Origin of the sequence: Streptomyces sp. Q6, from assembly GCF_036967205.1 — a bacterium.
In the GTDB taxonomy this organism is placed as follows: Bacteria; Actinomycetota; Actinomycetes; order Streptomycetales; family Streptomycetaceae; genus Streptomyces; species Streptomyces citrinus.
In genome coordinates this window covers 3,630,492-3,643,686 of the sequence record NZ_CP146022.1, presented here as the reverse complement: position 1 = coordinate 3,643,686, position 13,195 = coordinate 3,630,492, and the positions used below count along the sequence as shown (strand labels likewise).

13 protein-coding genes and 1 pseudogene are annotated in these 13,195 nt (G+C 72.1%); 10 read left to right on the top strand and 4 right to left on the bottom strand.

Annotated elements, in window-relative coordinates:
- Positions 1-65: 65 nt before the first annotated feature.
- Positions 66-497: a hypothetical protein gene (locus V2W30_RS16920; RefSeq protein WP_338697482.1), complete on the bottom strand. Its 432-nt coding sequence runs from the start codon at positions 495-497 to the stop codon at positions 66-68.
- A 297-nt stretch (positions 498-794) separates the two neighbouring features.
- Here V2W30_RS16920 and V2W30_RS16915 point away from each other — a divergent pair, with 297 nt between their 5' ends.
- The 7 genes and pseudogenes from V2W30_RS16915 to V2W30_RS16890 all read left to right on the top strand — a co-directional run bounded on the left by V2W30_RS16915 (position 795) and on the right by V2W30_RS16890 (position 8,443).
- On the top strand, positions 795-1,352 hold the full coding sequence (locus tag V2W30_RS16915; protein ID WP_338697480.1) for a hypothetical protein: 558 nt from the start codon (positions 795-797) through the stop codon (positions 1,350-1,352).
- 63 nt (positions 1,353-1,415) lie between these two features.
- Positions 1,416-2,999, top strand: a complete 1,584-nt coding sequence (locus tag V2W30_RS16910) for a peptidoglycan-binding protein (protein WP_338697478.1) — start codon at positions 1,416-1,418, stop codon at positions 2,997-2,999.
- The gene (locus V2W30_RS16905) at positions 2,996-3,745 is read left to right on the top strand and encodes an ABC transporter ATP-binding protein (protein WP_338697476.1); all 750 of its coding nucleotides are present in this window, start codon (positions 2,996-2,998) and stop codon (positions 3,743-3,745) included. Before V2W30_RS16910 ends, V2W30_RS16905 begins: the two co-directional genes overlap by 4 nt.
- A 20-nt stretch (positions 3,746-3,765) precedes the next feature.
- Entirely contained in the window at positions 3,766-5,106 is a 1,341-nt protein-coding gene (locus V2W30_RS16900) for an ABC transporter permease (protein WP_338697475.1), read from the top strand.
- A gap of 30 nt (positions 5,107-5,136) precedes the next feature.
- Entirely contained in the window at positions 5,137-5,826 is a 690-nt protein-coding gene (locus V2W30_RS16895) for a demethylmenaquinone methyltransferase (protein WP_338697474.1), read from the top strand.
- A 125-nt stretch (positions 5,827-5,951) separates the two neighbouring features.
- Positions 5,952-5,996: pseudogene (locus V2W30_RS41605) on the top strand (hypothetical protein); the annotation flags it as partial.
- Positions 5,997-6,013: 17 nt separating this feature from the next.
- Positions 6,014-8,443, top strand: coding sequence for a hypothetical protein (locus V2W30_RS16890; protein ID WP_338697472.1), 2,430 nt, complete (start codon positions 6,014-6,016; stop codon positions 8,441-8,443).
- Here V2W30_RS16890 and V2W30_RS16885 read toward each other — a convergent pair.
- On the bottom strand, positions 8,427-8,705 hold the full coding sequence (locus V2W30_RS16885) for a PASTA domain-containing protein (RefSeq protein WP_338703643.1): 279 nt from the start codon (positions 8,703-8,705) through the stop codon (positions 8,427-8,429). The two genes, V2W30_RS16890 and V2W30_RS16885, sit on opposite strands and share 17 nt — an antisense overlap.
- 125 nt (positions 8,706-8,830) lie before the next feature.
- Positions 8,831-9,349: a GNAT family N-acetyltransferase gene (locus V2W30_RS16880; protein ID WP_338697470.1), complete on the bottom strand. Its 519-nt coding sequence runs from the start codon at positions 9,347-9,349 to the stop codon at positions 8,831-8,833.
- A 110-nt stretch (positions 9,350-9,459) separates the two neighbouring features.
- Between V2W30_RS16880 and V2W30_RS16875 the strand changes: the two genes are divergently transcribed.
- Both V2W30_RS16875 and V2W30_RS16870 read left to right on the top strand, forming a co-directional pair.
- The gene (locus V2W30_RS16875) at positions 9,460-10,761 is read left to right on the top strand and encodes a geranylgeranyl reductase family protein (RefSeq protein ID WP_338697468.1); all 1,302 of its coding nucleotides are present in this window, start codon (positions 9,460-9,462) and stop codon (positions 10,759-10,761) included.
- A gap of 101 nt (positions 10,762-10,862) precedes the next feature.
- The gene (locus tag V2W30_RS16870) at positions 10,863-11,189 is read left to right on the top strand and encodes a putative quinol monooxygenase (protein ID WP_338697466.1); all 327 of its coding nucleotides are present in this window, start codon (positions 10,863-10,865) and stop codon (positions 11,187-11,189) included.
- A gap of 142 nt (positions 11,190-11,331) precedes the next feature.
- On the opposite strand, the gene V2W30_RS16865 is transcribed toward V2W30_RS16870, so the two are convergent.
- Positions 11,332-12,144 (bottom strand): C40 family peptidase, encoded by an 813-nt coding sequence (locus V2W30_RS16865; RefSeq protein ID WP_338697464.1) that lies wholly within the window; start codon positions 12,142-12,144, stop codon positions 11,332-11,334.
- A gap of 684 nt (positions 12,145-12,828) precedes the next feature.
- Between V2W30_RS16865 and V2W30_RS16860 the strand changes: the two genes are divergently transcribed.
- The gene (locus V2W30_RS16860) at positions 12,829-13,188 is read left to right on the top strand and encodes an NADH-quinone oxidoreductase subunit A (RefSeq protein ID WP_007383963.1); all 360 of its coding nucleotides are present in this window, start codon (positions 12,829-12,831) and stop codon (positions 13,186-13,188) included.
- The last annotated feature ends 7 nt before the right edge of the window (positions 13,189-13,195 follow it).

Below are 13,195 nucleotides of genomic sequence, written 5' to 3'. Positions count from 1 at the left end.
AGGACAGCGGCTGGTGCGTCGGGTGTCACCCCGGGTGGTTCAGACGGCCGGCCTTACGGGACCGGTCAGTTGGCGTCGAAGGGGTACGCCGAGGTGATCGTGTTCTTGAAGGTGCTGGACGCGTTGCCGACGTAGCCGGCCGGCAGGTTGCCCTCGGAACCCGTGGCGTCGCTGCCGGTGTACACGTACCAGCGGTAGGTGTCGTTGTTGTGGTACGAGGCGGTGTTGTTGTTCGTCGACTGGCCCTGGCCGTTGCAGGAGCCGACGAACGCCTTGAAGTAGTCCCCGCTGAAGTTCGTGTCCGAGGAGTACAGGTCGAAGACGCAGCCGCCCTGGTCGGAGTTGTAGTACAGGCCGAACTCGCCACCGTCGAGGTAGCCGTCCTTCGGCGCGTACACCGCGAAGGCGCTGCCCGCGGTCGCCAGACCGGCACCGGTCAGAGCGGTCACGGCGAGCGCGAGGGTGGCGGCGCGGCGGCCGAATGTGGACTTCAACATGCTGGATTCCCTGTTCTCTTGTGCTTCCTGAGGTACCTGTGAACGCGTTCGTTCGAAGCCAAGCCGAGCGGGCGCCGGGCGTCTACTGGCCTTCGGGGCAGTAGACGGCGCCGGGTGGCGGGGCTAGTTTCGGCGTGCGGAGAACGGCCGCCTGTGCGGTGAACGTCCCTGCTCCGCAGGCGAGTTGGCGGGGTGTACGGACTCACGGGCCGAGGTGCCGGCCGAGAGCGCGCCCCGCGCCGACCTCTTCGTTCCCCCGCCGGCCTGTCCTCGGCCCGGCCTGCCCCAGGAGCCCCCATGCGTGCCATGACCCGTACCGCCAGGCTGGCTTCGGCCCTCTTCGTCGCCGCCCTGCTGAGCGCCGGCTGCGCCGGGGGCGGTGACGACGAGGCCGGGGCCGGCGGGAAGTCGACGGTCGCCGCCGACGACCAGGACGCCCCGAGCCCTGCCGAGACCCAGGACACGGACCAGGCCGCCTATTTGGACTGCCTCGCGGCAGCCGGGGTGAAGCTCACGACGACGTCCGAGGGCGTACGGCAGGTCGACAAGGACCATGTGAGCGCCGCGACGCTGAAGGGGGCGGAGCAGAAGTGCGTGGACAAGCTGCCCGCGACGGCCGGGGGCGGCGGCGACGGAGCGGTCTCCGCCCAGCGGCTCGCCAAGGCGCGCAAGGCGAGCGCGTGTGTACGCGGCGAGGGCTTCCCCGACTATCCGGACCCCGACCCGAAGACGGGCGAGATCCCGGTGACCGAGGACCTCGCCAAGTCCCTCAAGGGAGACCCGAAGCTGGTCGCGGCGCTCCAGAAGTGCGGCGGCAAGTCCGGGTCCAACGGCGGCGGCAAGATCGGCGGCTGAACCGTGCGCACCCGGACCGGCCGGCGTCCGGTTCCGGCCGACCGAACGAAGGAACTGCGAGGCGTGGTGGTGGAGATGGGCGACGGCGAGGGCGACGCGGGCATCGCCGACGAGAGCGCCGGGGGTGCCGAGAGCGGGAGCGGGTCCGGCGCCGACGGTGGCGCGGCGCCCGGCGGCCGGCTGTCCCGGCGGCGGCGCTGGGTGACGGGCCTCGTCGTGGGCGCCGTGGTGCTGGCCGGCGGCGGGGTCGGCGCGGCCACGCTGATCAAGTCGCCGTCGCAGGCGGCCGCCGACGCGCGGCCGCCCGCCCCCAGCGTGCTGACCGCCGACGTGGAGTACCGGGTCCTCGCCTCCACGGTGATCACCCGCGGGCAGGTCACGGCCGGCCAGTCGGTGCAGGTCGCCCCGCAGATCTCCGGCGGCGAGGGATCGGGCGCCCCGGTGGTCACCAAGGTGGGCGTCGGTGTGGGCGACACCGTCCGGGCGGGACAGGTGCTCCTCGAAGTGTCGGGGCGGCCCGTGATCGCGCTCCCCGGCCGGGTCCCGGTCTACCGCGACCTCAAGCCCGGCGCGACCGGCGGCGACGTACGGCAGCTCCAGGAAGCGCTGCGCGGCCTCGGGCACGGGACGGGCGGCGACGCGCTCGGCACGTTCGGGGCCGGGACGAAGACCGCGCTCACCGCGTTCTATGCCTCCCTCGGCTACGACCCGCTGCCCGCCCTGGACGACGACGGCGCGGGCCTCAAGTCGGCCAGGGACGCGGTGACCGGCGCGCAGCGGGCCGTCGAGGACGCGCGGGCCGGCGGCCGGGGCGGTGGCGACTCCGCGGCGGGCGAGGAGGCGAGCGGCGGCGACTCCGGGCGTCAACTGGAGCGCGCCAAGGAGGACCTGGCGACCGCCCGCACCGAACTCGCCAAGGCGGAGGCGGCCGCGGGCCCCAAACTGCCCGCCGGCGAGGTCGTGTTCCTTCAGGGCTTCCCGGCCCGCGTCGACGCGGTGCAGGGCAAGGTCGGCGCGCAGGTCACCGGGGCCGTGATGACGGTCTCCGCCGGCCGCCTGATCGTCCAGGCGTACCTCCAGGAGCACCAGAAAGGGCTCGTGCGCAAGGGGCAGAAGGTGGAGATCCACTCGGAGCTCACCGGAATCAGCGCCCGTGCGAAGGTCACGTCCGTCGCCGACACGCTCTCCGCGCAGGGGCAGGACACCGGCGGTTCCGGCACCGCGACGGGCGGCCAGGGCGACAACCAGGACGGCGGCAACTCCCGGACGGGGGAGAGCGGTTACCTCCTCGAGGTGACTCCCGACCGGCCCCTCGACGCCAAACTCGCCGGGCAGGACGTACGCCTCGCCGTGCAGGCCGCGACGACCGACGGCAAGGCGCTGGTCGTGCCCATCACCGCGATCACGGCGGGCGCCGACGGCCGCACCACCGTCACCGTCCTCACCTCCGGCGGTGCCCGGCGGCAGGTGGAGGTCGAACCCGGCACGGTCGGCGACGGCTTCGTCGCCGTCACCCCGACCGGCGGCGCGACCCTGAAGAAGGGCGACAAGGTCGTCACCGGCGTCACGTCCGACGGCGCGAACGCCAAGGGGAGCGGCGGGGGAGCGGCGGACGGCGAAGGCGACGGGGCGGAGGACGTCCGATGACCGGATGGCCCACGGTTCCGACCGATCCCGCAGCCCCCGTCACCCCTCTCGCCCCCACCGCCCCCGCCGTCATCGAGTTCCGGCGGGTCGGCCTGACCTATCCGGGCCCGCCGCCCGTCCCCGCCTTCAAGCCGTGCGATCTGCGCGTGGAGCAGGGCGAGTTCGTCACCGTCGTCGGGCCCTCCGGGTCGGGGAAGTCGACGTTCCTGAACATCGTGGGCCTGCTCGACGCCCCCACCGAGGGCACGTACCTGCTCGACGGGCACGACACGGGCGCGCTCCGCGACGCCGACCGCACCGCGCTGCGCGGGCGCCGCATCGGGTTCGTCTTCCAGTCCTTCCACCTGCTGCCGCACCGCTCGGCCATGGAGAACGTCATCCTGTCGATGGTCTACACGGGCGTGCCGCGCGCACGGCGCGTGAGCCGGGCCCGCGAGGCGCTCACCCGGGTCGGCCTGGCCCACCGGGTCGACGCGCTGCCCACCCGGCTGTCCGGCGGCGAACGCCAACGCGTCGCCATCGCGCGCGCGTTGGCCGGATCGCCCGCTCTGCTGCTGTGCGACGAGCCCACCGGCAACCTCGACACCGCCAACGCCGCCACGGTCCTGCGTCTGCTCGACGAACTCCACGACGACGGGATGACCGTACTGATGATCACGCACGACCCGGAGATCGCCGCACGCGGCGGCCGGACCGTCACCATCCGCGACGGAATCCTCGCCGAGCCGCACCTCTCCGTCTCATGAACCGCCGTATGAACAGCCTCATGAACCGCCTGATCCACCGCCACAGGAGCCCTCTCGTGGGGCGCGCCCACCGCGGGCCGCACGGTCCGAGGAACCCGCTGCGGCGCGGGCGACGGCCGAGGGCCTCCGCCGCCGTGGAGCGCTCCGTGCTGCGCCCCAGGGACCTGCTCTCCGAGGCCGGGGCCGGTGTCCTCCAGCGACCCGCCCGCTCGGCCCTGACCGCGCTCGGCACGGTCCTCGGCGTCGGCACGTTCGTCGCGATCCTCGGCCTGACCGCGACCACGTCCTCGCAGATCGACTCCCGGTTCAACGCGCTCACGGCCACCGAGGTGAGCGTCGAGGAGGCCGGTGCCGACGACGCCGCGCTCGCCGGCCCCGTCTTCCCGGCCGACGCCGACCGCCGGATGCGGAAGGTCAACGGGGTCGAGGCGGCCGGGGTGTTCTGGACCCTACGCCCCGACGACGGCGTCACCGTCCGCTCCGCGCCCGTCGCCGACAGCGGCTCCGGCGGGACGGACGGCGGTCAGGAGATCTCCGTCGTCGCGGCCTCCCCCGGGGTGCTGCGCGCGGCCCGCCCCACCCTCGCCCAGGGCAAGGTGTACGACGACTACCTCGCCGCCACCGGGGAGCCGGTCGCGGTGATCGGCGAGGGCGTCGCGGCCCGGCTCGGCATCACGACCCTGGAGACGCACCCGGCGGTGTTCATCGGCGACGAGCCGTTCACCGTCGTCGGCGTCGTCGCGGACGTCGACCGCAAGGCCGACCTGCTGCTCTCCGTCGTCGTCCCGCGTACCGTCGCCGAACGGATCTGGGGCCCGCCCGACCCGCAGGAGGCCCAGATGCTGGTCTCCACCCGGCTCGGCGCCGCCCGGCAGGTGGCCCACGAGGCGCCGACCGCCCTGCGCCCCGACCACCCCGAGTACCTCAAGGCCACACCGCCGCCCGACCCGCGCACCCTGCGCTCGAACATCACCTCCGACCTCAACCAGCTCTTCCTGCTGCTCGCCGGGATCTGCCTGGTCATCGGCGCCGTCGGGATCGCCAACACCACGCTCGTCGCCGTCCTGGAACGCACCGGCGAGATCGGCCTGCGGCGTGCCCTCGGCGCCCGCGGGCGGCACATCACCGCGCAGTTCCTCGCCGAGTCGGGGGCGCTGGGCACCCTCGGCGGCCTGGTCGGCACGAGCCTGGGCACCCTGACCGTGCTCGGCGTGGCGCTCGCCCGCGGCTGGACGCCGGTCGTGCACCCGGCGACGGTGGCCTCCGCCCCGCTGATCGGCCTGGTCACCGGTGTCCTCGCGGGCCTCTACCCGGCGTGGCGCGCCGCCCGCGTCGAACCCGCGGAGGCCCTCCGACGCTGACGCGGGGAGGGGCACTGCCACAATGGGCGGGTGACCCGAGCCTCCCTGGACAAGCAGCCGCACGAAGTCGCCTCGATGTTCGACGACGTCGCGGAGAAGTACGACCTCACCAACGACGTGCTCTCCCTCGGGCAGGCACGGCTGTGGCGCAAGGAGGTCGCCAAGGCGGTCGACGCCCGGCCCGCGCAGAAGGTGCTCGACCTCGCCGCCGGGACCGCCACGTCCTCGCAGCCGTTCGTGCGGGCCGGCGCGTACGTCGTGCCCTGCGACTTCTCCCTCGGCATGCTGCGCGTCGGCAAGAAGCGCCACCCCTGGATGCCGTTCACGGCGGGCGACGGCACGAAGCTGCCGTTCCGCGACGACTCGTTCGACGCCGTCACCATCTCCTTCGGGCTGCGCAACATCCAGGACACCGACCAGGCGCTGCGTGAGCTGTACCGCGTCACCAAGCCGGGCGGCCGCGTCGTCATCTGCGAGTTCAGCCACCCGACGTGGGCGCCGTTCCGCACCGTCTACACCGAGTACCTGATGCGGGCGCTGCCGCCGGTCGCGCGCGCCGTCTCCTCGAACCCCGACGCGTACGTCTACCTCGCCGAGTCGATCCGCGCCTGGCCCACACAGCCGGAGCTCGCCACCCGCCTCCAGGGCGCGGGCTGGCGGAAGGTGGCCTGGCGCGACCTGACCGGCGGCATCGTCGCGCTGCACCGGGGCGTCAAGTAAGTCCCTTGCCCCATATTGCAGTTGACGGGAACCGGGCTGCGGGAAAGATGTGTCCGTTGAGTACGTGGTGACCGCCGGTGACGGCGGGTCACCCGACCGTCCCCGGAGCATCACGGAGCCCCCTGATGGCGTCGAACTGCCCGCACTGTGGAGCCGAGGCTCCTGATGAGGCCCTCTTCTGCATGAGATGCGGGCAGGAACGCTCCCCTGCGGCCCCGCCCGCCCCGGCCACCCCACCCGTCCCTGCCGTCGCACCCGCCGCCGCGGCGATGCAGCCGCCGCCTCCGCCGCCCCCACCCGCCTACGCCCGGGCCCCGCTCAGCCCTCGGCCGTCGGGCAGTTCTTCGGACGGGCGCTGCGCGGCGACTGGGCCGGGGCCGCGCAGGCCGCGCTGTGGCCGGTCGGGTTCCTGCTCGTGAGCGCCTTCGCGTTCGCCGTCCCCTCCTACGGCCAGGACTCCGACGATGTCGTCGTCGGCTTCACGGACCGCATGCGCATCGCGCTCGCCGCCCTGCTCCAGGGGGTCGGTGGCGGCCTGGAGGTGTCGGGCGCCGCGTCGTCCTCCGACTCCTCCCTGTACGACGGCGGATACGAGGCGGGGACGTCCGGCACCGCGTCGATCTCGCTCGTCCCGCTCCTCGTGACGGTGCTGTGGATCGTGCTGCTCGTCGTCGGCGTACGGATGCTGCGCGGCCGGCTGTACGCGCGGGTCGTGCCCGGCGCGCCCGACGGCGCCACCGCCGGGCTCGAAGCGGCCGTGCGCGTCGCCCTCCTGGTGACCGGTGCGACGCTGCTGCTCGCCCTGATCGCACAGCCCGGGATCGAGGGCGTCGACCTGTCCACCACGCCGTTCCTCACCGCCCTGTGGACGCTGCTGCTCACCCTCGCCGTGGCCGGGGGAGTGCTGCACGCGGACGACCTGCGGTACCGGGTGGCCGAGGCCAGGCCCGGGGTGCGGATGACGGTACGGGCCTTCGGTACGGCCGTGCGCGCCATGGGCTGGGTGCTGCTCATCGCGGCGGTCCTCGGCTACCTCGGGCTCGCGCTCTTCGGCGAGGACGGCGGCAACAGCGCCGCCGACGTCGCGGACTCCTCCGAGTTCGACGGCTCGGCCGCCGCGGCGCTCGGCGCGTTCCTGATGCTGCTGCCCAACCTCGCGCTCGGCGTGCTCGGCCTGAGCTGGGGCGCCCCGCTCCAGATGGAGGCGCGCGGCACGTCCTCGTTCGGCGGGGGCGGGTACGAGCGCGAGTCGTTCGGCCTGTCCCGGCTCGGCGACGAACTCGGCTCGGGCGCCGTCGCCTACGCGCTCGCCCTCGGCCTCGTCTGCGCGCTGACCGCCGGCGTGCTCATCGCCCGCCGCTCGCTCGACCGGCGCGAGCAACTCCTGTCCGCGGGGCTCTTCTTCGGCCTGTTCCTGCTGCTCGCCGGGGTGGGCGGTCTGGGCGTCGACTACACGGGCGGCTTCGACTTCTTCGGCAGTTCGAGCAGCGGCTCGGGGCAGGTCGATGTGGGCCTGAGCGTCCCGGACGCGCTGCTCTTCGGGCTGCTGTGGATCGGGGGCGCGGCGTTCGTCGGGCCGTACCTGGCGCAGGTGGCGGGGGCAGGCACGGGTGCGGGGACCGGGATGCCGCCGATGCCGCCGACGCCGGGTCAGGTCCCGGGGCAGGCACCCGGCCAGGCGGCCGCGTACTCCGGCCAACTGCCGCCGCCCGGCGACCGGTTCACCCCGTACCAGCCGCCGCCCGCCGACCGGTTCCAGCAGCCTCACGAACAGCAACCGCAGCAACCGCAGCACCCGCATCAGCCGCCGTCACCGTACGATCCGCACCCCGTCGATCCCCACACCGTGGATCCGCACACCGTCCACCTCACGCCGCCCGCAGGGCCCCCGCCGCGGTCGAAGCGGCGCGTCGGTATCTGGGTCGGCACCCTCGCGGGCGCCTTCGTGATCGGCGGCGGCGCCGCGGCCGGTGTGCTCCTGCTCCAGGACGACGGGGACGGCGGCAAGGACGACGGCGAGGGCGGCCGGCCGGTCGCCGCGCAGACCACGAAGCCGTCCGCCGGGACGTCACCGACGCCCACCCCGAGCGCGAGCCCGGACGCCGCGTCCGACCCGGCGTCCGCCTCCGCGTCCGCAGAGCCCACCGACATGCCGGACATCCCGGCCGGCTACCACCAGGTCTTCGACGAGAAGGGCTTCTCGTTCGCCGTGCCCGAGCAGTGGGACCGGCAGGGCATCGAGAACGACAGCCAGATCACGTACGCGGGCAGCACCGGCCAGGAGCACTTCCTCGTCGGCGTCATCCCGGCCGCGGACTACACCTCGTACGACAACTTCCTCGCCATGGAGAAGCACCTTCAGGCCGACAAGAAGAAGAGCGGCTACCAGCGGCTGCGCCTGGAGCGGAACACCTTCCAGGGCCGCACGGGGGCGCTGTGGGAGTACACGTACGAGAACGAGGCCGGGCAGACCATCCACGGCATCGACCAGGCCTACATCGCCGCGGACGGCACCGAGTACGCCATCCTGCTGTCGGCGCGGGAGGACGTGTGGGGCCGGTCCCAGCAGATGCACCGGGTCGCGCTCGACACCTGGCGGCTCACGGACACGGACTGAACGGCTCGACGGGCTCCGCCAGTTCACGGCGCAACCCACCGCCCCGCGGGCCCGGCTCGCGGGGCACGCGCACGCCCCCACCGCCCTCGCCCTCACCGAGGTCGAACCACACGGTGATCACGGCGTCCCTGGGCACCTCGACGCCCGGGTCCGGGTACTGGCGCACCACGTAGTCCACGGTGACCCGGTGGAAGTCGCGCCGGTCGGCCGCGGCGATGAGCACCCCGTGCTCATGGGCGGCCTGGCGTGCGTCGACCGCCATCAGGCCGACCAGTTTCGGAACGCGCACGTCCGGCGTCTCGGGTGTCTTGGGCGTCTTCGGCACGGATGTCACCCCCAGGCGGTACCGGAAGCGTAGCCCCGGGGGTGACGGCGCCGGAAGCGGCGTTACAGCACCAACCGGAAGCAGTGGCCCTGCTTGCCGGTCGGCGTCACGAACGTCTCCACCAGATCCATGCCGAGGCGGCGGGTCACCGCGATCGACCGCGCGTTGCGCGCGTCGACCATCGCGACGACGCTGCCGACGCCCGCCGCCCGTACCCGCTCCAGCGTGGCGTGCGCGGCGGCCGTCGCGTACCCCTGACCCCAGTGCGCGCGGCCCAGCCGCCAGCCGATCTCGATCTCGCCGACCGGGCCCCAGGTGCCCGGCCACGGCTGCGCGCCGGTGAAGCCGATGACCTCGCCCGCGTCGTTCGTCATCGTCCACAGGCAGAACCCGTGCTCGGCGTCGTGCCGCCGCTGGCGCGCGGTCAGTTCCTCGTACACCGACAGCTCCGCCGAGGCGCCGCCGTGGAACTCCATGACGTCCGGGTCGTCGAACACCCGGTGCCAGGCGAACGCGTCCTCATGGGTGGGGACCCGCAGCCGCACGGAGGGCGGCACGAACACATCGGCGACGTCGGTCATGGGCTGGCCCTTCGCTGGGAGATCGGTGCCGCTGAATAGACTGCCCATGTCCGTGCCGGACGGCACACCGTTTTCGAGACCACCGTTTTCGAGTCTGGGGAGAACCCGCCGTGACCGAGCAGCCCAAGCCCCTCTCCGAGCACAGCGCAGATGTGATCGTCGTCGGGGCCGGTCCTGCCGGTTCGACGACCGCCTACTACCTGGCGAAGGCCGGCCTCGACGTCCTGCTCCTGGAGAAGACGGCGTTCCCCCGCGAGAAGGTCTGCGGTGACGGCCTGACCCCGCGCGCCACCAAGCAGCTCGTCTCCATGGGCATCGACATCTCCGAGGAGGCGGGCTGGCTGCGCAACAAGGGCCTGCGCATCATCGGCGGCGGCGTCCGCCTCCAGCTCGACTGGCCCGACCTCGCCTCGTACCCGGACTACGGTCTCGTCCGCAAGCGTGACGACTTCGACGAGCAGCTCGCGCGGCAGGCGCAGAAGGCGGGCGCGCGGCTGTACGAGCAGTGCAACGTCGGCGCCCCGATCATCGACGAGCGCACCGGCCGCATCACGGGCGTCAACGCCAAGCTCGGCGACACCGGCGACAAGCGCGAGGTCACCTTCCACGCCCCGCTCGTCGTCGCCGCCGACGGCAACTCGACCCGGCTCTCCCTCGCCATGGGCCTGCACCGCCGCGAGGACCGCCCGATGGGCGTCGCCGTCCGTACGTACTTCACGTCGCCCCGCCACGACGACGACTACCTGGAGTCCTGGCTGGAGCTGTGGGACAAGCGCGGGCCCGGCGAGGACCGGCTGCTGCCCGGTTACGGCTGGATCTTCGGCATGGGCGACGGCACGTCCAACGTCGGCCTGGGCATCCTCAACTCCTCGAAGGCGTTCAAGGAGTTGGACTGGCGCGAGGTCCTCAAGGCCTGGTGCGCGTCGATGCCGGAGGACTGGGGCTACACCCCGGACAACATGACGATGCCGATCCGCGGCGCCGCTCTCCCGATGGCCTTCAACCGCCAGCCGCACTACACCAAGGGCCTGCTCCTGGTCGGCGACGCGGGCGGCCTGGTCAACCCGTTCAACGGCGAGGGCATCGCGTACGCCATGGAGTCCGGCCAGATCGCGGCCGACGTCATCGTCCAGGCCCACGCCCGCCCCACCGACGCCAGCCGTGAACTCGCCCTCCAGCGCTACCCGCAGGTCCTCAAGGACACCTACGGCGGCTACTACACGCTGGGCCGCGCCTTCGTGAAGCTCATCGGCAACCCGAAGGTCATGAAGATCGCGACGCAGCGCGGTCTGACCCACCCGATCCTGATGAAGTTCACGCTGAAGATGCTGGCCAACCTCACCGACCCGACGGGCGGCGACGCGATGGACCGCATCATCAACGGCCTGAGCAAGGTCGCCCCGAAGGCGTGACGCCCCGGCCCGCCCGGCACCGCCGGGCGGGTTCGTGTCCCCGGGTACCCGTCGTGCGGTCCGATTTGGCCGACGTGCCTGGCCGGAGGCAGGGTGGAAGCATGATTTTCATCGCCGTGAAGTTCACCGCCCGACCCGAGTACGCCGACTCCTGGCTGGAGAAGACGGCCGCGTTCACCGCCGCCACCCGCGCCGAGGAGGGCAACCTCTTCTTCGACTGGTCCCGCAGCGTCGAGGACCCCCACCAGTACGTCCTCCTGGAGGGCTTCCGGGACGCTGACGCGGGCGCCGCGCACGTCGGCTCGGACCACTTCAAGGCGGGCCTGGAGGCCATGGCTCCGCTCATCGCCTCGGTCCCCGAGATCATCAACGCCGACATCCCGAACGAGGGTTGGGGTCCGATGGGCGAGCTGACCCCGCAGGGCTGAGTCCGCAGGGCTGAGTCCGCCGGGCTGGCTCCACCCCCTGCTGTGCCTCCTGGCGCGGCCCCGCCACGCCGGGCCCGTTCACGCGGAAGGGCCGCCGCTCCCGACATCGGGAGCGGCGGCCCTTCGGCCGTTCACAGGGACCTCAGAGGACGCGGACCGCGCCGCTCGCCGGGTAGCCGGACAGGTCCTGGATGACCACGCCCTTGGAGGGGTTGGCGGCGTCCAGGTACTGGCCGTTACCGATGTAGACACCGACGTGGTACGCCGAGCCCGCGCCGCCCCAGTACAGGACGTCGCCGACCTGGACGTTCGACAGGGAGACCGGGGTGCCGGAGACCGACTGGTCCTGCGAGGTGCGCGGCAGGTCGACGCCGGCCTGCTTGAACGCGGCCTGGACGAGGCCGGAGCAGTCCCACGAGTTGGGGCCGGTGCCACCCATCACGTACGCGTCGCCGACCTGGGCCTTCAGGAAGCTGATGACGGACGCGACGGAGCCGCTGGCCGGGGCGGCCGCGGTCTCGGTGGCCGTGGCGAGCGTGGTGCGCTCGCTGGAGCGGGACGCGGCGGCCTTCTCGGCCGCCTCGCGCTCGGCCTTCGCCTTGGCGGCGGCCTCGGCCTTCTTCTTGGCCTCCGCCTTCTTCTCGGCGGCGAGCTGGTCCTTCTTGGCCTGGTCGGCGGCCTTGGCGAAGGCCTCGTCACGCTCGGCCTGGAGCTGGTAGTTGGCCGCGGCCTGCTGGGTGGCGTCCGCGGACTGGGCGACCTGCGTGGACAGATCGGCGGTGAGCGTGGGCAGCTCGATGGTCTGCGTCACCGGCTCGGCCGCGTTCGCCGCACCGGACGCACCGGCGACTGCCAGGGTGCTGAGGACGCCACCGGTAACTCCTGCGCGCAGGGCCATCTTCGAGGCGCTGCGGCGGGGCTTCCGGTGGCTGGGTATGTGAGCGGTGTGGGACATGAGAACAACCGCTATCAGGGCTTCACCGTTCCCATCAAGAAACGTGTGGTGCGCCACAGTTGTGAAGCCGCCGCGTGAATCCCGTTACCGACGGCCCTTATTGACGCCGTAACGGGCAATACGGACACCGGCGATCAACGCTGTGATCATGGGTTTTCAGCAATACGCCCGAATTGCCCGAGGCCTACCACTCGTTGAGGCCGTTGGCCAAGCCCGGTTTCCGGCAGGTTACTTGGCACGTGACGCAGGTCACACTCAACCCCTAGGGGGCGACCCTGGCGTCCACTCCCGTCCACACCTCTCCCTCTGATGTGTGAACGAGGTCCACTATCAGCCAAAGGCGTCCAGCGCCAATTTGCCCGTCGCGCGGCCCTCTTGATAGTGCGACGAGGCTCCGACCTGCGGTAACCGGGCAAGTTGTCACCTCTGGTGATCACTCAGGCGCTTCGAGTGTGAAGATCACCGCTCATCCGACTTCATGATCCTTCGTCAGGTGGTGGAGATCACAAAGTAGTTGGCGTACCCCGTGTCGCAGATCACAGAGCGGCAGGCATAGGATGCGGGGCAGTTGGGCTTGTGACCTGCTTCACATGTAAGCGATCTTCGACCGTTTGCAGGAGGGGCGGGAGTCGCGGGCCCGTGCAACCGCCAGCAGTCAGTGCCGACTGAGAGGAGCGAGGAGCGGTGAACGCGTATGCGCCCATCCTCGTACTGGGAGCCCTCGGGGCAGGCTTTGCGATCTTCTCCGTGGTCATGGCCACGCTTATCGGTCCAAAGCGGTACAACCGGGCCAAACTCGAAGCCTACGAGTGCGGTATCGAGCCGACCCCCACGCCGGCCGGCGGCGGGCGCTTCCCCATCAAGTACTACCTGACGGCGATGCTCTTCATCGTCTTCGACATCGAGATCGTCTTCCTCTACCCCTGGGCCGTCACCTTCGACGCCCTGGGGGTTTTCGGGCTCGTGGAGATGCTGCTCTTCGTGCTCACCGTCTTCGTCGCCTACGCGTACGTGTGGCGGCGCGGCGGCCTGGAATGGGACTGAGCCCCGC

Bases quoted from the DNA above. Each gene is read 5' to 3' on its own strand.
- V2W30_RS16920 (WP_338697482.1), bottom strand. From the start codon at position 497: ATGTTGAAGTCCACATTCGGCCGCCGCGCCGCCACCCTCGCGCTCGCC.
- V2W30_RS16915 (WP_338697480.1), top strand. From the start codon at position 795: ATGCGTGCCATGACCCGTACCGCCAGGCTGGCTTCGGCCCTCTTCGTC.
- V2W30_RS16905 (WP_338697476.1), top strand. From the start codon at position 2,996: ATGACCGGATGGCCCACGGTTCCGACCGATCCCGCAGCCCCCGTCACC.
- V2W30_RS16900 (WP_338697475.1), top strand. From the start codon at position 3,766: ATGAACCGCCTGATCCACCGCCACAGGAGCCCTCTCGTGGGGCGCGCC.
- V2W30_RS16890 (WP_338697472.1), top strand. From the start codon at position 6,014: ATGCGGGCAGGAACGCTCCCCTGCGGCCCCGCCCGCCCCGGCCACCCC.
- V2W30_RS16885 (WP_338703643.1), bottom strand. From the start codon at position 8,705: ATGGCGGTCGACGCACGCCAGGCCGCCCATGAGCACGGGGTGCTCATC.
- V2W30_RS16880 (WP_338697470.1), bottom strand. From the start codon at position 9,349: ATGACCGACGTCGCCGATGTGTTCGTGCCGCCCTCCGTGCGGCTGCGG.
- V2W30_RS16870 (WP_338697466.1), top strand. From the start codon at position 10,863: ATGATTTTCATCGCCGTGAAGTTCACCGCCCGACCCGAGTACGCCGAC.
- V2W30_RS16865 (WP_338697464.1), bottom strand. From the start codon at position 12,144: ATGTCCCACACCGCTCACATACCCAGCCACCGGAAGCCCCGCCGCAGC.